Source organism: Streptomyces antibioticus, assembly GCF_002019855.1.
GTDB lineage: Bacteria > Actinomycetota > Actinomycetes > Streptomycetales > Streptomycetaceae > Streptomyces > Streptomyces antibioticus_B.
Genome location: NZ_CM007717.1, coordinates 2,546,210 through 2,563,493, shown reverse-complemented (window position 1 = coordinate 2,563,493; position 17,284 = coordinate 2,546,210). Strand labels below are relative to the sequence as shown.

General features: G+C 74.1%; 14 protein-coding genes. 6 read left to right on the top strand and 8 right to left on the bottom strand.

The annotated features are described in order from the left end of the window. Nucleotides 1–3: 3 nt before the first annotated feature. The 5 genes from AFM16_RS39945 to AFM16_RS11410 are packed head-to-tail and all read left to right on the top strand — an operon-like array spanning nucleotide 4 to nucleotide 5,207. Entirely contained in the window at nucleotides 4–1,932 is a 1,929-nt protein-coding gene (locus tag AFM16_RS39945; protein ID WP_078633223.1) for a WD40 repeat domain-containing protein, read from the top strand. Beyond that, entirely contained in the window at nucleotides 1,929–2,576 is a 648-nt protein-coding gene (gene ribA, locus AFM16_RS39940) for a GTP cyclohydrolase II RibA (protein ID WP_078633222.1), read from the top strand. Before AFM16_RS39945 ends, ribA begins: the two co-directional genes overlap by 4 nt. Then, a complete protein-coding gene (locus tag AFM16_RS11420; protein WP_078633221.1) occupies nucleotides 2,573–3,571 on the top strand; it encodes a formylglycine-generating enzyme family protein in 999 nt (332 codons plus the stop codon). The genes ribA and AFM16_RS11420 overlap by 4 nt, the downstream gene beginning before the upstream one ends. Beyond that, nucleotides 3,568–4,356: a flavin reductase family protein gene (locus tag AFM16_RS11415; protein ID WP_078633220.1), complete on the top strand. Its 789-nt coding sequence runs from the start codon at nucleotides 3,568–3,570 to the stop codon at nucleotides 4,354–4,356. The genes AFM16_RS11420 and AFM16_RS11415 overlap by 4 nt, the downstream gene beginning before the upstream one ends. Further along, complete coding sequence (locus AFM16_RS11410; RefSeq protein WP_078633219.1) at nucleotides 4,353–5,207, top strand: carbon-nitrogen hydrolase family protein; 855 nt, start codon at nucleotides 4,353–4,355, stop codon at nucleotides 5,205–5,207. The genes AFM16_RS11415 and AFM16_RS11410 overlap by 4 nt, the downstream gene beginning before the upstream one ends. Nucleotides 5,208–5,222: 15 nt before the next feature. Here the strand turns inward: AFM16_RS11410 and AFM16_RS11405 are convergent, their stop codons facing one another. The 5 genes from AFM16_RS11405 to AFM16_RS11385 form a co-directional block, all read right to left on the bottom strand. Beyond that, entirely contained in the window at nucleotides 5,223–5,846 is a 624-nt protein-coding gene (locus AFM16_RS11405; protein ID WP_030794498.1) for a GntR family transcriptional regulator, read from the bottom strand. A 217-nt stretch (nucleotides 5,847–6,063) separates the two neighbouring features. Then, nucleotides 6,064–7,854, bottom strand: a complete 1,791-nt coding sequence (gene sucB, locus AFM16_RS11400; RefSeq protein ID WP_078633218.1) for a 2-oxoglutarate dehydrogenase, E2 component, dihydrolipoamide succinyltransferase — start codon at nucleotides 7,852–7,854, stop codon at nucleotides 6,064–6,066. Nucleotides 7,855–7,914: 60 nt separating this feature from the next. Beyond that, nucleotides 7,915–9,303 (bottom strand): dihydrolipoyl dehydrogenase, encoded by a 1,389-nt coding sequence (gene lpdA / locus AFM16_RS11395; protein ID WP_030794500.1) that lies wholly within the window; start codon nucleotides 9,301–9,303, stop codon nucleotides 7,915–7,917. Between the two features lie 274 nt (nucleotides 9,304–9,577). Next, nucleotides 9,578–11,104: a leucyl aminopeptidase gene (locus AFM16_RS11390; RefSeq protein ID WP_078633217.1), complete on the bottom strand. Its 1,527-nt coding sequence runs from the start codon at nucleotides 11,102–11,104 to the stop codon at nucleotides 9,578–9,580. 773 nt (nucleotides 11,105–11,877) lie between these two features. Beyond that, on the bottom strand, nucleotides 11,878–12,666 hold the full coding sequence (locus AFM16_RS11385; RefSeq protein WP_078633216.1) for an adenosylcobinamide-GDP ribazoletransferase: 789 nt from the start codon (nucleotides 12,664–12,666) through the stop codon (nucleotides 11,878–11,880). Between the two features lie 67 nt (nucleotides 12,667–12,733). Between AFM16_RS11385 and AFM16_RS11380 the strand changes: the two genes are divergently transcribed. Beyond that, a complete protein-coding gene (locus AFM16_RS11380; protein WP_030794512.1) occupies nucleotides 12,734–13,498 on the top strand; it encodes a hypothetical protein in 765 nt (254 codons plus the stop codon). Here AFM16_RS11380 and AFM16_RS39335 read toward each other — a convergent pair. The 3 genes from AFM16_RS39335 to cobT form a co-directional block, all read right to left on the bottom strand. Continuing rightward, nucleotides 13,396–14,163 (bottom strand): hypothetical protein, encoded by a 768-nt coding sequence (locus AFM16_RS39335; RefSeq protein ID WP_179123264.1) that lies wholly within the window; start codon nucleotides 14,161–14,163, stop codon nucleotides 13,396–13,398. The two genes, AFM16_RS11380 and AFM16_RS39335, sit on opposite strands and share 103 nt — an antisense overlap. Then, a complete protein-coding gene (locus tag AFM16_RS11370; RefSeq protein WP_078633215.1) occupies nucleotides 14,160–15,932 on the bottom strand; it encodes a phosphatidylglycerol lysyltransferase domain-containing protein in 1,773 nt (590 codons plus the stop codon). Before AFM16_RS11370 ends, AFM16_RS39335 begins: the two co-directional genes overlap by 4 nt. A gap of 85 nt (nucleotides 15,933–16,017) precedes the next feature. Then, on the bottom strand, nucleotides 16,018–17,130 hold the full coding sequence (gene cobT, locus AFM16_RS11365; RefSeq protein WP_078633214.1) for a nicotinate-nucleotide--dimethylbenzimidazole phosphoribosyltransferase: 1,113 nt from the start codon (nucleotides 17,128–17,130) through the stop codon (nucleotides 16,018–16,020). Between the last annotated feature and the right edge of the window lie 154 nt (nucleotides 17,131–17,284).

Here is a 17,284-nt window from a genome sequence, read left to right as displayed (position 1 = left end):
CCCTTGCGCACCATCGATCTGCGGCCCGGACCGACCGGGCACGCCGCACCCGTCACCGACGTGGCCTTCCGGCCGGACGGCACACGGCTCGCGACCTGCTCGTACGACGGGACCGTGCTGCTGTGGGACGTGACCACGCCCGCGCGGCCGCGGCAGCTCACCCGGCTGCACCACCGCCGCCTGGTCAACGCCGCCCGCTGGAACCCCGTCCACACCGATCTGCTGGCCACCGCCTCGGCGGACAAGACGGTCGCCGTCTGGCGGATACCCGAGTGTCCGGACACCGGTCGGCTCGCCCCGCTCACCGTCCTGGCCCGGCACACCGACGACGTCAACGCGGTCGACTGGATGCCCGACGGCCGCCGCCTGATCTGTGTCTCCGAGGACGGCCGGGCCACCCTGTGGGACACCCGCACCGGCGCCTTCGCCGGCGAGGTGGGGTCCCACGCGGCGCACTGCATGCGGGTGTCGGTCAGCCGCGACGGCCTGGTCGCCACCGTCGGCGAGGACGGCATGATCGCCGTCTGCGACCCCGACCGCCCCGGCAGCACCGTCGTACGCCACCGCGCCGCCTCCGTCGAGGGCTGCGCGTGGTCGCACTCCGGCACGACACTGGCGGTCACCCGCGACGACGGTGTGGTCGAACTCCTCACCCCCGGACTCGCCGTGCGCCGGACGGTCACCGTCGCACGGACGGCCGCCCGCTCGGTCGCCTGGGCCGAGGACGACACCTCGTTCGTCGTCGGCGCCTACGACGGGGCCCTGCACGTGTTCGACGCCGAAGGACGACGGCTGCACCGGGTGCACGACGCCCGTATGTGGCCGCGGTCGGCCGCCGTCGCGCGGGGGCTGGTCGCGGTGGGCGGCTTCTGGAACGGCCCGCACCTGCTGGACCTCGCGACGGGGACGGCCCTGGCCGAGCCGTCGGCGCCGAACCACGGTCCGAACGCGATGACCGTGCTCGACGGCGAACTCCTCGTCGGCTGCGACTCGGGCACGGTCGTCGCCTTCGACCCGGACCTGAACGACACGGACGGCCCCGACGGCGCCGTCCTCGGCGCCCCGCCGCCGGTGCGGCTGCTGCCCGTCTCCGACAGCCCGGTGCTGTCGCTCGCCGCGGACGGGCAGGCGTTCTACGCGGGGACCTACGCCGGACAGGTGCACCGCTGCAACGCCGACGGCGAACTGACCGCCGTCACCGACCGGTCGGACACCCCCGTGACCGCCCTGTGCCGGACCGCGGGACTCCTGGTCGCCGGCGCCTACGACGGCGCGCTGACCGGCCTGGACCCGGCCTCGCTGGCCGAGACGGGCCGGGGCGGGCCCCACGACGGCGCGGTCAAGTCGCTGGAGCCGTTCGGCGACGGCTTCGCCTCCGCCGCCACCGACCGCACCACGGCGGTCGGGGGACTGCGCCACCGGACCACGCTGTGGGAACACGGCAACCTGGTCAACGCGGTCGCCACCCTGGGCGGCCGGGTCGTGGCGACCGCGTCCCGCGACCACACCGTCAAGGTCGGACTCCTGGAGCGCTCCCCCGAGCAGGACACCTGGGAACCGCTCCACCGCCGGACCCTGCTCGGCCCCGACGAGTCGGTCAAGTGCGTGACCCTGCTGGGCGATCCGGACCGTCCGGTGGTGCTCGCCGGGTCGTACGACTTCGGCCTGTACCGGTGGCGGATCGACTGGGACGACGACACCGGCCTCGGCTCGGGCCGCCGGGTCGACGAGTTCCGGCAGGGGGTGTCCTGCATGTGCCGCCTCGACGCACGACGGGCCGCGGTCGCCGGCTGGGACGGGCAGATCCTGATCGTGGGCCTGGACGCCGAGGACGAGGTGCGCGTCCTGCGCCGCTTCGACCTCGACACGCTCGCCCTCCGGGCCAGAAAGAGCCTCTGGGCGGGGAAAAGCCTCTGGGCGGTGGCCGGTTGACCGCCCGGACGGCCGCAGGACCGGCGACGGTGCGGGCCCGCGTACCCGTCGTCCTGCACCGAGCCCGGGGGCGGACCGCCGAACTGGTCACCTTCCGCGGCCTGCCCGACGACGGCGAGCACCTCGCCTGCCTGGTGCCCGCGCGCGACCCGCGGCGGACACCCCTGGCACGTCTGCACAGCGAGTGTCTGACGGGCGACGTGCTCGGCTCCGCACACTGCGACTGCGGCCCTCAACTCGACGAGTCCCTCGCCCTGTTGGCCCGGCACGGCGGCGTCCTGCTCTATCTGCGCCAGGAGGGCCGGGGCATCGGCCTCTACAACAAACTCGACGCCTACCTCCTCCAGCGCCGCGACCCCGGCACCGACACCTTCGAGGCCAACCGGCTCCTCGGCCGCGGCGCCGACGAACGCGACTACCTGACCGCCGCCGTCATGCTGCGCACGCTCGGTCTGCACCGCGTCCGGCTGCTCACCAACAACCCCGACAAGGTAGGGCAGTTGCGCGCCCATGGCATCGACGTCACCGAGACCCTGCCCACCGGGGTGCACCGGACGCCCGAGAACACCGCCTACCTGGAGGCGAAGGCCCGTGACGGCCACCACCTCCCCGCCCACCGCCCTGACACGGAGGTACCCGCATGAGGCTGGAGGACGTCGCAGGCTCCCCGCACTTCCAGGAGCACGCCGAGCCCGCCGACCCGCGGCGGTTCAGGCCCGCGCCCGAGGCCGCCGCCCGGCTCGCCGGGGCCGGCCCGCGGGAACTGGCGGCGCTGGTCGAGGACGGCTCGGCCGCCCTGCCCGACCGGCTCGCGGCGGGCGGCGTCCTGGCCCTGCTCGGGGACCCCCGCATCACGGCCGTCCCCGCCGTGTGCGCCGTACCGGGCGGCACCGTCGAGATCGGACTGCCCGAGGAGGACGTCCCCTCGGTCGTCGAGCGGTGGGCGCACGTGGGCGTGGAGCGCGAGTGGATCGAGAAGGAGACCCCCGTCCACCGCACGGAGCTGGCCGACTACCGGATCACCGTCCACCCGGTCACCAACGCCGAGTACCAGACCTTCCTCCACGCCACCGGGCACCCCGTCCGCCCCACCACCTGGTACCTGGGCGCCTACCCCTACGACCGCGCCAACCATCCCGTCGCCGGGGTCAGGGCCGCCGACGCCGACGCCTACGCCGCCTGGCTCGCCGTACGCACCGGGCTGCCCTGGCGGCTGCCGACCGAGGCCGAATGGGAGTACGCGGCCAAGGGCCCCGACGGGCTCACCCACCCCTGGGGCGACACCTTCGACCCGGACGCCGCCAACACCCGCGAGACCGGCCTCCACACCACCACCCCGGTGGGCGCCTTCCCCGCCGGCCGCTCCCCGTTCGGCGCCCTCGACATGGGCGGCAACGTGGAGGAGTACGTCGCCGACTCCTACCGCCCCTACCCCGGCGGACCGTACGTCCCCGACCACCTCGTGCAGAGCATGGGCGAGTACCGGATCGCCCGCGGCGGCAGCTTCTGCCGCCACGGCGACCTCACCCGCACCCGCCGCCGCCACGGCCCCTTCCCCGGCCCGCTCTACCCGGTCGGCTTCCGCCTGGCCCTGAGCACCCCGCCCCGGCCGCCCTCCCCGACAGGGGCAGACGGATGACCCGTGACCTGCCCGGCGACCTGTGGAAGAAGCTGACCAGCACCGTGGGCCTGGTCTGCGTCCGGCACGACGGCGGTACCGACGTCATGGCGGCCGAGTGGTCCTACTTCGTCAACAAGCGGCCCCTCTGCGCGGCCGTGGTCCTCGGCCCGCGCGCCGCCAGCCGCCGGTTCCTGGAGTCCGCGGGCGAGTTCTCGGTCACCCTGTGCGCCGAGGAGCAGGCCGCACTCGCCGACTTCGCCGGCAGCTTCTCCGTCACGGACGTCGACAAGACCGGCAGCGACCTCGTCCGCCTCGGCGCCCCGGAGGCGACCGCCACCCCCTGGGTCACCGGCGGAGTCCTGGCCGTCGAGTGCCGGCTGCGCCAGGCCGTCCCCCTGCCCGTCCACACCCTGTTCATCGGCGAGGTGGTCGCCGCGCACCTCCCGGAGCGTCCGCCCCGGCCCCTGGTCAAGCACGGGGCGATGCACACGCTGGGCGAACCCGTCCGGCGCACCGAGATCGTGGCGGCCGCCGAACTCCGCCACGGGGACGGTGACGTGCTGCGCGTGGCCGCCACCGGTCCGGCCGCAGACGGGCCGGGGGAGTGGCGGGTGACCCTGCTGGACACCGACGGCACCCCCACCCCGCTCGGCTCCCACCCCTCCACCCGGTACGACGACCTCCTGGTGGACATCCCCCTGCCCGCCGGCATCGAGCGACACCGGCTGCCCGGCCACCGGGTCCTCGTCGAGCGGGCGGGCGCGCAGCCCGGACGCACGCGCATCTCCGGAACCGGCCGATGAGCACGCCCCCGGCGGACGGCCCCCTCCCGGACACCCCTCTGCGCGTCGCGGCCGTACAGAGCGCGGCCCGGCCGCTCAGGACCGCCGACAACGCGCGCGCCGCGGCCGCCGGAGCCGCCGAGGCCGCGCACCGGGGAGCCCGTCTGGTCGTCCTCCCCGAACTCCACCTGTCCGCCTACGACCTGCCCGGCCTCGCCCGGCACAGGGGTGACGCGGACGACGCGGCGGTGCGAGCCGACCGCGCACGGCACGTCACCGACCACCGGCTGACCCCGCTCGCCGACATCGCCGTACAGCACCGGATCACCGTGGTCGTCGGCGCCGCCGTACGCCATCCCGACGGCCGGCTCACCAACTCGCTGCTGGCGGTGCACCCCGGCGGCACCGTCACCGTCCCCTACGACAAACAGCACCTGTGGCACGACGAGGAGGCGGCCCTGTTCTCCCCCGGCACCCGGGACGCGGCCCTGACCGTCGACGGCTGGCGGCTCGGACTGGGCGTCTGCTACGACATGTCCTTCCCCGAACACGCCCGCGCCGCCGCCCTCGCGGGCGCCCACGCCCTGCTGTACCCGGCCGCGTTCGCCACCGGGACCGAGCACCGGGCCGCCGTCTACCTCAGGGCCCGCGCTCTGGAGAACACCGTCCACACCGTGTTCGCCAACCCGGTCGGAGGCCCCGCGGACCGCCCCTGCGACGGCACGAGCGCGGTGTACGGCCCCGACGGCGGCACCCTGTCCCGGGCCCCGGCGGGCCGGGACGCCACGATCCTCGCCGACCTCGACCCGGAGAACCTCGCCCGGGTGCGCGGCCGGCTGCGCATGCTGGCGGAGTGCAGGGCATCGGGGTGACGGCGCGGGGACCGCTCAGGCGCGCGGCGCGCACCCCAGGACGTGGGCCTTCACCAGTTCCGCGATCCTCGGGTCGCGCCGCCGGAACGCCTGGACCAGCTCCTCGTGCTCCTCCGCGTAGGACTGCTGGACGGTCCCCAGCCAGCGGATGGACAGCGCCGTGAACACCTCGATGCCGAGCCCCTCCCAGGTGTGCAGCAGCACGGAGTTCCCGGCCGCCCGTACCAGCTCCCGGTGGAAGCCCACCGTGTGCCGCACCTGGGCGGTGCCGTCGGCGTGCCGGTCGGCCTCGTAGAGCGCGGCGACATGCGGCTCCAGCGCCGAGCAGTCCTCCGCCAGCCGCTGCGCCGCCAGCTCCGCCGCGATCGCCTCCAGACCGGCCCGCACCGGGTAGCTCTCCTCCAGGTCGGCCGCGGTGAGGTTGCGCACCCGGACGCCCTTGTTCGGCGCGGACTCGATCAGCCGCAGCGACTCCAGCTCGCGCAGCGCCTCCCGCACCGGCGTCTGGCTGACCTCCAGCTCGGTGGCGATCCGCCGCTCCACGATCCGCTCGCCCGGCTTCCAGCGCCCGCTGACGATCCCCTCCACGATGTGCTCGCGGATCTGTTCGCGCAGCGAGTGGACGACGGGCGCGGTCATGAGTGCTCCTTAAGGAGGGGCCGCCCGGCCCCGGGGGCGTTTTGACGTTAAGACAATACGGCCGCGAGCGCTTCCGGGAGGGGCGCACAACGGGGCTTTTACGCAGGTGAGACGAGACTTACACGCCGCTCATGGGCGCCGGGCGCCGTGCGCAGCACAAAGGCCCCCGCCCGGAGAAGCTCCGGACGAGGGCCCATGCGGTACGGCCACGAGGGGGTTACAGGCCGAGTTCGACCTCGAACTCGCCGGCCTCCAGGATCGCCTTCACCGCGGTCAGGTAACGGGCCGCGTCGGCGCCGTCGACCAGGCGGTGGTCGTAGGACAGGGTCAGGTACGTCATGTCGCGGACGCCGATGACCGTGCCCTCCTCCGTCTCGATGACGGCCGGACGCTTGACCGTGGCACCGATGCCGAGGATCGCGACCTGGCCCGGCGGCACGATGATCGTGTCGAAGAGCGCACCGCGCGAACCGGTGTTGGAGATGGTGAAGGTCCCGCCGGACAGCTCGTCCGGAGTGATCTTGTTGCCGCGGACCTTGCCGGCCAGGTCGGCCGTGGCCTTGGCGATACCCGCGATGTTGAGGTCGCCGGCGCCCTTGATGACCGGGGTCATCAGGCCCTTCTCCGAGTCCACCGCGATACCGACGTTCTCGGTGTCGAAGTAGGTGATCGTGCCCTCGGCCTCGTTGATCTTGGCGTTGATGACCGGGTGGGCCTTCAGCGCCTGGGCCGCCGCCTTCACGAAGAACGGCATCGGGGAGAGCTTGACGCCCTCACGGGCCGCGAAGGAGTCCTTCGCCTGGGCCCGCAGCCGCATCAGACGCGTGACGTCGACCTCGACGACCGACGAGAGCTGCGCCTGCTCGTGCAGCGCCTTGACCATGTTGTCGCCGATGACCTTGCGGATGCGGGGCATCTTCACGGTCTGGCCGCGCAGCGGGGACGCCTCGAGCGCCGGCGCCTTGCGGGCGGCGGCGGCCGGGGCAGCGGCGGCGGGCGCCGGGGCGGCCGCGGCCTTCGCGGCCTCGGCGGCGGCGATGACGTCCTGCTTGCGGATCCGGCCACCGACGCCGGTGCCCTTGACGGAGGCCAGGTCGACGCCGTTCTCGGCGGCGAGCTTGCGCACCAGCGGGGTGACGTAGGCGCCCTCGTCGGTGTCCTGCGCGGCGGGCGCAGGGGCGGCCGGGGCCGCGGCGACCGGCGCGGGGGCCGGAGCGGGGGCCGGAGCGGCGGGAGCCACCGGAGCCGGGGCGGCGACCGGCGCGGGAGCCGGGGCCGGAGCGGCCGGGGCGGGCGCGGGGGCCGGAGCCGGAGCGGGCGCCGGGGCAGCGGCGGCGGGCGCCGGAGCCGGGGCGGCCGGGGCGGGGGCGGCGGCCGGAGCCGCGCCCGGGGTGCCGATGACGGCCAGCTTGGCGCCGACCTCGGCGGTCTCGTCCTCGCCGACGACGATCTCCAGCAGCACACCGGAGACGGGCGCCGGGATCTCGGTGTCGACCTTGTCGGTCGAGACCTCCAGCAGCGGCTCGTCGGCCTCGACGCTCTCGCCGACCGACTTCAGCCAGCGGGTGACGGTGCCCTCGGTGACGGACTCGCCGAGCGCGGGCAGGACGACGTCCGTGCCCTCGGCGGAACCGCCGCCGGTCGCGGCCTCGGCGGTGGGAGCGGGCGCCGGGGCGGCCTGCTCGGTGGACGGCGCGGCCTGGGCCGGCTCGGGGGCGGGCGCGGCGGCCGGCTCGGCGGCCGGGGCCGGGGCGGCGGCGGGAGCGCCGGTGCCGTCGTCGATGACGGCCAGCTCGGCGCCGACCTCGACCGTCTCGTCCTCGGCGACCTTGATGGAGGCCAGGATGCCCGCGGCGGGGGAGGGGATCTCGGTGTCGACCTTGTCGGTCGACACCTCGAGCAGCGGCTCGTCGGCCTCTACGCGTTCACCCTCGGCCTTCAGCCAGCGGGTGACAGTGCCCTCGGTGACGCTCTCGCCGAGCGCCGGAAGGGTTACGGAAACCGCCATGGTTTCGGTTGCTCCTTACGAGTTGCGGAAGTCTGTGTCGTCGCTTCGTCGACCGAGGGGTCAGTCGTGCGAGTGCAGCGGCTTGCCCGCCAGGGCCAGGTGGGCCTCGCCGAGCGCCTCGTTCTGCGTCGGGTGGGCGTGGATGAGCTGGGCCACCTCGGCCGGCAGCGCTTCCCAGTTGTAGATGAGCTGGGCCTCGCCGACCTGCTCGCCCATCCGGTCGCCGACCATGTGGACGCCGACCACGGCGCCGTCCTTGACCTGGACGAGCTTGATCTCGCCCGCGGTGTTCAGGATCTTGCTCTTGCCGTTGCCCGCCAGGTTGTACTTCAGAGCGACGACCTTGTCCGCGCCGTAGATCTCCTTGGCCTTGGCCTCGGTGATGCCCACGGAGGCGACCTCGGGGTGGCAGTACGTCACCCGCGGGACACCGTCGTAGTCGATCGGAACGGTCTTCAGGCCGGCCAGACGCTCCGCCACCAGGATGCCCTCGGCGAAGCCGACGTGCGCGAGCTGGAGGGTCGGGACCAGGTCACCGACGGCGGAGATGGTGGGGACGTTCGTCCGCATGTACTCGTCGACCAGGACATAGCCGCGGTCCGTCGCGACGCCCTGCTCCTCGTAGCCGAGACCGGCGGAGACGGGCCCGCGGCCCACCGCGACCAGCAGGATCTCGGCCTCGAACTCCTTGCCGTCGGCCAGGGTGACCTTGACGCCGTCGGCGGTGTACTCGGCCTTCGAGAAGAAGGTGCCCAGGTTGAACTTGATGCCGCGCTTGCGGAACGCGCGCTCCAGCAGCTTGGAGCTGTTCTCGTCCTCGACCGGCACCAGGTGCTTGAGACCCTCGATGACGGTGACGTCCGCGCCGAAGGACTTCCACGCCGAGGCGAACTCGACGCCGATGACACCGCCGCCCAGGATGATCGCGGACTTGGGCACGCGGTCCAGGACGAGGGCGTGGTCGGAGGAGATGATCCGGTTGCCGTCGATCTCCAGACCCGGCAGCGACTTCGGCACGGAGCCGGTCGCCAGCAGGACGTGACGGCCCTGGACGCGCTGTCCGTTCACGTCGACGGAGGTCGGGGAGGACAGTCGGCCCTCACCCTCGATGTACGTCACCTTGCGGGAGGCGACGAGACCCTGGAGGCCCTTGTAGAGGCCGGAGATCACGCCGTCCTTGTACTTGTGGACCCCGGCGATGTCGATGCCGTCGAAGGTGGCCTTGACGCCGAACTGCGCGCTCTCGCGGGCCTGGTCGGCGACCTCGCCCGCGTGCAGCAGGGCCTTGGTGGGGATGCAACCCCGGTGCAGGCAGGTACCGCCGACCTTGTCCTTCTCGATCAGGGCGACGTCCAGACCAAGCTGCGCCCCGCGCAGGGCCGCGGCGTAACCGCCACTACCACCGCCGAGGATCACTAGGTCGAAAACGGTGCTGGCGTCGTTCGCCACGTCACGTCCTCCATGCATGTGCGCCGTGCGCCGGTCGTCGCTGACCGCCGGCGGCTGGTGTCCGGCCGCTCTTTCTTCGGCCCTGTGGTGGGGGCCCTGTCCTGCCGAGCCCCATCCTCGCACTTGTCGGAGGCCGACGAGACACGGGGCACCTATGTGAGACGCCCCACGTATCGAGCCCAGGGGCGCGGGGCTGTGCCGATCAGCGGCTCCGCCGCGCGAGCGCGACCGGCCACGTGATCAGGCGCACAGTCCCCGCGCCCCGAAGTGCGGGCTAGCCCAGCTCCCCCGCGGCGGTCAGCTCCGCGAGCCGCACGAGCGTCCGCACCGCGGTGCCCGTGCCGCCCTTGGGGGTGTACCCGAAGGGGCCACCCTCGTTGAACGCGGGACCCGCGATGTCGAGGTGCGCCCAGGTGATGCCCTCGCCCACGAACTCGCGCAGGAACAGGCCGGCCACCAGGCCGCCGCCCATCCGCTCGCCCATGTTCGCGATGTCGGCGACGCTCGAGTCCATGCCCTTGCGCAGGTGCTCCGGCAGCGGCATCGGCCAGGCCGGCTCGCCGACCTCCTCGGCGGCCTCGAACACCGCCGTGCGGAACGCCTCGTCGTTGGCCATGACACCGAACGTCCGGCTGCCCAGCGCCAGCATCATCGCGCCGGTCAGGGTCGCCACGTCGACGATCGCGTCCGGCTTCTCCTGCGAGGCGGCCCACAGCGCGTCGGCCAGCACCAGCCGGCCCTCGGCGTCGGTGTTGAGCACCTCCACCGTCTTGCCGCTGTACATGCGCAGCACATCACCCGGGCGGGTGGCGGAGCCGGACGGCATGTTCTCGGCGAGGGCGAGCCAGCCCGTGACGTTGACGTCGAGGCCCAGCCGCGCGGCGGCGACGACGGCGGCGAAGACCGCCGCGGCGCCGCTCATGTCGCACTTCATCGTCTCGTTGTGGCCGGCCGGCTTGAGCGAGATGCCGCCCGAGTCGTAGGTGATGCCCTTGCCGACGAAGGCGAGGTGCTTGTCCGCCGTGCCCGAGGTGTACGACAGCTTCACCAGACGCGGGGCGGACGACGAGCCGGAGCCGACGCCCAGGATGCCGCCGTAGCCGCCCTTGGCGAGCGCCTTCTCGTCGAGCACCTGCACCTTGATGCCGTGCTCCTTGGCCGCGGTCTGCGCGAGCGCGGCGAAGGCGGCCGGGTCGAGGTCGTTCGGCGGCATGTTGATCAGGTCGCGGGCGCGGTTCAGCTCCTCGCCGACGGCGACGGCGCGGGCGAGCGCGGCCTTGTGGGCGGCGTCGCGCGGCTTCCCGCCGAGCAGGGCGGCCTCGGCGAGCGGGGCCTTGCCGTTGCGCGCCTTGGCGTCCTTGGCGCTCTCCTTGTAGGCGTCGAAGGAGTAGGCGCCGAGCACCACGCCCTCCGCCACGGCGCCGATGTCACCGGCGTCCGTCAGGGGCAGGGCGAAGGCGGCCTTCTTGGAGCCGGTGAGGGTGCGCGCGGCGACACCGGACGCGCGGCGCAGGGCCTCGGCGTCGAAGGAGGCGTCCTTCTCGGGCTCCGCGCCGAGCCCCACCGCCAGCACGAGCGGTGCCTTGAAGCCGGCCGGGGCGGGCAGCTTCGTCACCTCGCCCTCGGCGCCGGAGGCCCCGAGGGTTTCCAGGACGCCGGCCAGCCGGCCGTCGTACGCCTGGTCGACGGCCTCGGCGCCCGGGGCGACGACCGGGCCCTTCGGACCCTTGGCGACACCGATCACGATCGCGTCGGCCCGCAGGCCGGGCGCCGCGGCGGTGCTGAGAGTGAGAGCAGTCACGGTGGTGAAATCTCGCTTCCGATGTGGAGTTGCAGTGGCCGGAATGTGGTGGGTCGACCGGGCCCGAGAGCCGACCCTAGATCCGGGCCCCGAAAGCGGTCGTCACCGGGGTCGACCCCACCGGCGCGGCGAACCGGCAGACCCAACCCGCAACGAGCCTACGCGTGCCGCTCCGTCCACTCATGCACGCAGCCCCACCTCACCCCGAATCCCACGCCCCCGACAACGCCCGAACCCCATCCGGGACCCGCGACGCCAGAACACACGAGCGTGCGAAGAACCGCCCTGCCGCGCCGCCCGCGCAGGGTCCCGGCCGCCGTGCCGGGCCGGGGCGCTGTGTCGACCCGCCGGTGTGCGCGGCGTCCAAGCCCGCGGCGCCAGGCCGCGCGCGTGCGGGGACCGCTCGCACCGCCCCGCCCACCGGGTCCCGGCACCCCGCCCGGCTGGGGCGCTGTGCCGGCTCGCCCGTGTACGTGAGGCCCGCGGGGCCAGGTCACGCGCGCGTGGGGGACCGCCCGCAGCGCGCCTCCCGGATCCCGGCGCCCGGCCGCTGTGCCGACTTGCCGGGGTGCCGCGTCCGGGGCCCTGCGGCGGCAGGTCACGCGCGTGTGGCGGGAACCGCCCGCCCTGCCTCGCCCACCCAGGCCCCGGCGGCCCGGCCGCTGCGCAGATCCGCTCGGGCGGTTCGGCGGCCCGTGGCGGCGCGCGGGCTTCGGCGGGGGTGTCCGTGTGGGGGCCTCCAGGCCGGCCACCGGTCTGAAGTCACGGGAGGGTCAGGACGGGCCCAGTGCCGAGATGACCAGTACCGTCGTCGCCGCCGTTTCCGCCAGTGCGCCGAAGACGTCGCCGGTGATGCCGCCGAAGCGGCGGCTGCAGTGGCGGAGGAGGAGTTCGGTGGTGGCGGTCGCGAGGAGGAGTGCCGCGGCCGTGCGGAGGGCGTCGGACGGGGAGGACAGGACGCCCAGCGCGGCCGAGGCCAGGACGCAGGCCGCCGTCACCGCGAGGGCGCCCGGCAGCGGGACCACGCCGGCCACCGCCGCGCCCAGGCCCTCGGGGCGGGCCGGCGGGACGCCCTTGCGGGCGGCCAGGGTGAGGGCCAGTCGGGCCGCGACCGCCGAGACGAGCGCCGCGATCGCGCCCCGCGTCCAGGAGTCGTCGTAGAGCTGCGCCAGCGTCGCCACCTGGGCCAGGAGCACGAACACGAGGGTGAGCACGCCGAACGGGCCGATGTCCGACTGCTTCATGATCCGCAGCGCGTCCTCCGCGGGCCGGCCGCTGCCCAGCCCGTCCGCGGTGTCCGCGAGCCCGTCCAGATGCAGACCGCGGGTGAGGACGGCCGGTACCGCGGCGGAGCCCACCGCGGCCGTCAGCGGGCCCGCGCCCAGGAACAGCAGCAGCAGACCGAGCCCGGCCGCGACGGCGCCCACGACCAGCCCCACGAGCGGCGCGGCCGTCATGCCGCCGCGGGCCGCCGTACGGTCCCAGCGCGTCACCCGGACGGGCAGCACGGTGAGGGTGCCGAAGGCGAATCGGAGGCCGTCCAGCGGCGGGATCTTGGACACGCGCGCAGAGTAGCCCGGACGCCGTCACGGACGGGCGGCCCACCCCGTCCGCCGGGAGACTGGGCCCATGGGCCAGTGGCTTCAGCGCAACATCATCGAACCGGGCAAACTCCCGCTGCTCCTCGCCCTGACCGCGTTCGTGCTCACCTTCCTGATCACCCGGGTCATCACCCGCCTCATCCGGGCCGGCAAGGGACCCTTCGGCAACATCAGCACCGGCGGGCTGCACATCCACCATGTGGTCCCCGGCGTCGTGCTGACGGTCGCCGGGGGTTTCGGCGCGGTGGGGAGCGGTCAGCGCCCCGTCGGCGCGGCGGTCTTCGCGGTCGTCTTCGGCATCGGCACCGGCCTGGTCCTGGACGAGTTCGCGCTGATCCTGCACCTGGACGACGTGTACTGGTCGGAGGAGGGCCGCAAGAGCGTGGAGGCCGTGGTGCTGACCGCGGCCCTGGTGGGGCTGCTCCTGGTGGGCGCCTCGCCGTTCGGTGTGGACGACCTGAGCGACGACGAACTCCAGGACCGCGGGACCGTGATCTCGACCATCGTCGTCAACTTCCTGTTCTCGCTGGCCGTGCTGACCAAGGGCAAGTTCTGGACGGCGGTCTTCAGCGTCTTCGTGCCGCTCCTGGGACTGATCGGGCTGATGCGGGTGGCCCGGCCGGGCTCGCCCTGGGCCCGGCGCTTCTACCGGCGCCGTCCGAAGGCACGCGCGCGGGCGATCCTGCGGGCCTACCGGCACGAACGCCGCTGGCTGCGGCCCCGCCGGATCGTGGGGGACTGGCTGGGCGGCAAGACGGACGAGGAACTCACCGCGTCCGCCGGCCCCCGCTGACGCCCCCGGCACCCCCGCCAAGGCCCCCGCCGACGCCGTAGCAGCCGCGCGCCCGCGCACAGCGCCAGCACCGCCGCGAGCGCCGCCAGATGCTCCTTGCCCGCCAGGTTGGGCTTGACCAGGACCTCGACGATCATCGCGAGGACCACCGCCGACGCCGTCACGTACGCGTGGTGGCGCAGCGACACGAACACCGCCAGGCCCACCACCGCGGCCGACGGACCGGTGTCGACCACCTGGGCGTCGGAGGCCGGCAGCACACCGAGATGGATGCCCACACGCGCGTACAGCGTGCCCGCGAGGGTCGCGGCGTACGCGACGGCGAGCGTGCGCCACCGGCCCAGACAGATCTCCGCGATCCCGAACACCAGCAGGATCTGTGCCAGCGCGCCCCAGACCGGCAGGTCGAGCGCGGGCACGAACAGCGACAACGGGGTGCGCAGCAGGGCGAGCCAGAGAGGGTCCTCGGCGCGTACGGCCCCCAGGTCCTGGACCGGCCGGTAGCCCCAGGGCCGGTTCTGGACGACCTGTATGACCGCCGTCAGACACACCGCCGCGAGCGTCATCGGCACCGCCCGCCACCGCCGCCGCACCAGGGGCCCGCGCACGGCCTCGTACAGCGGCCCCCACTCGGCGCGGGCCCAGCGGGCGGGGCGGTGTCTCATGCTCGGGTCTCCAGATGCTCATGTCGTCGGGTCGTCAGAGGCTCGCGGTACGGCCGCTTCCCCTCGCGGTACGGCCACTTCGGCAGCGCCGGCCCGTCCAGGAACCCCTCGGCCCGGGCGGACGCGACGCCGATCCGGGGCAGGTCCGCGCTCTTCTCGAAGAGCAGGAACCGCGGCTCCCAGACCGGCCGGTACTTGGCGTTGGCCCGGTACAGCGACTCGATCTGCCACCAGCGGGAGAAGAAGCCGAGCAGCGACCGCCACAGCCGCAGCACCGGTCCGGCGCCGAGCCGGGCGCCCCGTTCGAAGACCGACCGGAACATCGCGAAGTTCAGCGAGACCTGCGTGATCCCGATCTCCCCGGCCCGCCGCAGCACCTCGATCACCATGAACTCGATCAGCCCGTTGTCGGAGTCCCGGTCCCGCCGCATCAGGTCCAGCGACAGCCCCCCGGGCCCCCAGGGCACGAAGGAGAGCAGCGCCCGCAGGCGGCCGTCGCCGTCCGTGCACTCGACCATCACGCACCGGCCGTCCCGGGCGTCCCCGAGCCGCCCCAGGGCCATGCTGAAGCCGCGTTCCGTGGCCCCGTCCCGCCAGTCGTCGGCGCGCCGTACCAGGGCGGCCGTCTCGTCGGCCGGGATGTCCACGTGCCGCCGCACCCGCACGGTGTACCCGGCCCGCCGCACCCGGTTGTGGGCCTGGCGCACGGTCCGCATGGCGCGCCCCTCCAGGGTGAACCCGGCGACGTCGACGATCGCCTCGTCGCCGAGTTCCAGGGCGTCCAGGCCGTGCCGGGCGTACACCGTCCCGGCCTCCTCGCTGGCGCCCATCACCGCCGGGATCCAGCCGTGCGCGCGGGCCTCGGCGAGCCACGGCGCGATCGCCCCGGGCCACGCCTCCGGATCGCCGAGCGGATCCCCGGACGCCAGCGAGACCCCGCCGACGACCCGGTAGGCGACGGCCGCCTTCCCGGTCGGCGACCAGCACACGCTCTTCTCGCGGCGCAGGGCGAAGTAGCCGAGCGAGTCCCGCTCGCCGTGCCGGTCGAGCAGCTCCCGCAGCCGTTTCTCGTCGTCGTCGGTGAGCGGGTCGACGGCCCGCCGGGAGCGGAACGCGGCGTACAGGACGGCGAGGACCAGGGCCGTGCTCAGCACGTTGACGGTGACGTCGACCCAGGTGGGCGGCGCGATCCCGGCGACGGAACGGTCCTCGGCGGCGACGGAGACGAGCCGGAGGGTGCCGTAGCGCCAGCGGTCGAGGAAGGTGACGAAAGTGGAGGGGGCGCCCGAGCGGTCGGTGACCGTCACCAGCAGGGCGGCCAGCAGCGAGGCGCCCAGCAGCCCGCCGGCGCCGACGGCCGCGGCGAGCCGCGGGTTGGAGCGGTCGCCCTTGGCGTAGAACTCCCGCCGCCCGGCGAGCAGCGCGGCCACGAAGACGGCGGTCAGCCCGAGCGAGACCCAGTTCTGCGGCTGCCGCCGGATCTCCGGGAACGCCATGGCGAACGCCAGCAGCGCCAGAAACGCCCCGCTCAGCGCGAGGTTGAGGATCCAGGCGGCCCGCTTGCGCCGCCGCATGGTGACGGCGAGGAACGCGGTGAAGACCCCGGAGGCGAATCCCGCCGTCAGCAGATACGGCGTGAACAGATCCGCCTGGTTGTGCCGCCGCACGTCCTGCCCCAGCGAAACCCACACCGCGCTGAGGAAGTTGACGAACGCGACGGCACGCAGATACCAGACGGCGACGGAGGCGGCGACCCGGGAATGTCCCATGAAGGGGGATGATATGTCCCGTTTTCGCCCGCCATCCCGCTAGGCGCGACGACCCGTCAAGCGACGACCCGTCAAGAAACCTCGGTCACTCCGTCTCCGTCTCCGTCCCCGCCTCCGGTTCCCCGTCCGCCGTTTCCGGCTCCGGCTTCTCCTCGGGCCGTTCGCCCAGCTCCGCGGCCAGCGCCGCCGCGGCCTGCACCAGGGGCAGGGCCAGCAGCGCGCCCGCGCCCTCGCCGACCCGTACGCCCTGGTCGAGCAGGGGCTCCAGCGCCATCCGGTCCAGGGCCTTGGCCTGCCCCGGCTCCCCGCTCTTGTGCGCCGCCAGCCACCAGTCCGGCGCCCGGAACGCGATCCGCTGCCCGACGAGCGCGCACGCGGCCGCGACCACACCGTCCAGGACGACCGGCACCTTCCGCACCGCGCACTGGAGCAGAAAGCCCGTCATCGCGGCGAGGTCGGCGCCGCCCACGGTGGCCAGCAGCCGGAGCTGCTCCCCGAGCACCGGCCGCGCCCGCCGCAACGCGTCCCGGATCGCCGCGCACTTGCGCATCCACGCCAGGTCGTCGATGGCCTCGCCGCCCCGCCCCGTCACCACCGACGCGTCGGTCCCGCACAGCGCGGCCACCAGCACCCCGGCGACCGTGGTCCCGCCGACGCTCACATCGCCGAGCACCACCAGATCCGTACCGGAGTCGGCCTCCTCGTCGGCGATCGCGACGCCCGCGAGGAACGCCGCCTCCGCCTCTTCGGGCGTCAGCGCGTCCTCGATGTCGATCCGGCCGCTGCCGCGCCGCACCCGATGGCGCGTCACATCCTGCGGGAACACGTCCGGTTCGCAGTCCAGCGCCATGTCGACGACTCGCACCGGCACGTCCAGCCGCCGGGCGAGCACCCCGACCGGACGGCCGCCCTCGACGATCTCCCGCACCAGCTCCCCGGCGCTGCCCGCGGGCCGCGCCGACACGCCCAGCTCGGCGATGCCGTGGTCGCCCGCGAACAGCACCACCCGCGGCCGTACGACGGGACGCACCGGCACCGAGCCCTGCGCCGCCGCCAGCCATTCACCCAGGTCGTCCAGGCGCCCGAGCGCTCCGGGCGGCACGATCCGACGCTCCCGGCGCGCCGCCGCGTCGCGGCGCACTCCGCCGTCCGGGCGCTCGATCAGATCGGTGAAGTCGTCGAGATTAAGCGAGCTCATTCGCCGAACAGTACCGGCCCCGATCGAACGTCATGGCGCCACAGGGTGACCACACCCCGGCGACGTCATTGCACCCAAGATCCGTATCCCATACGTTCCGCTTTGCTGCTGAATGTCGCCACCCGCACACGCTGTCCCCCTCGTCCATCCTTCC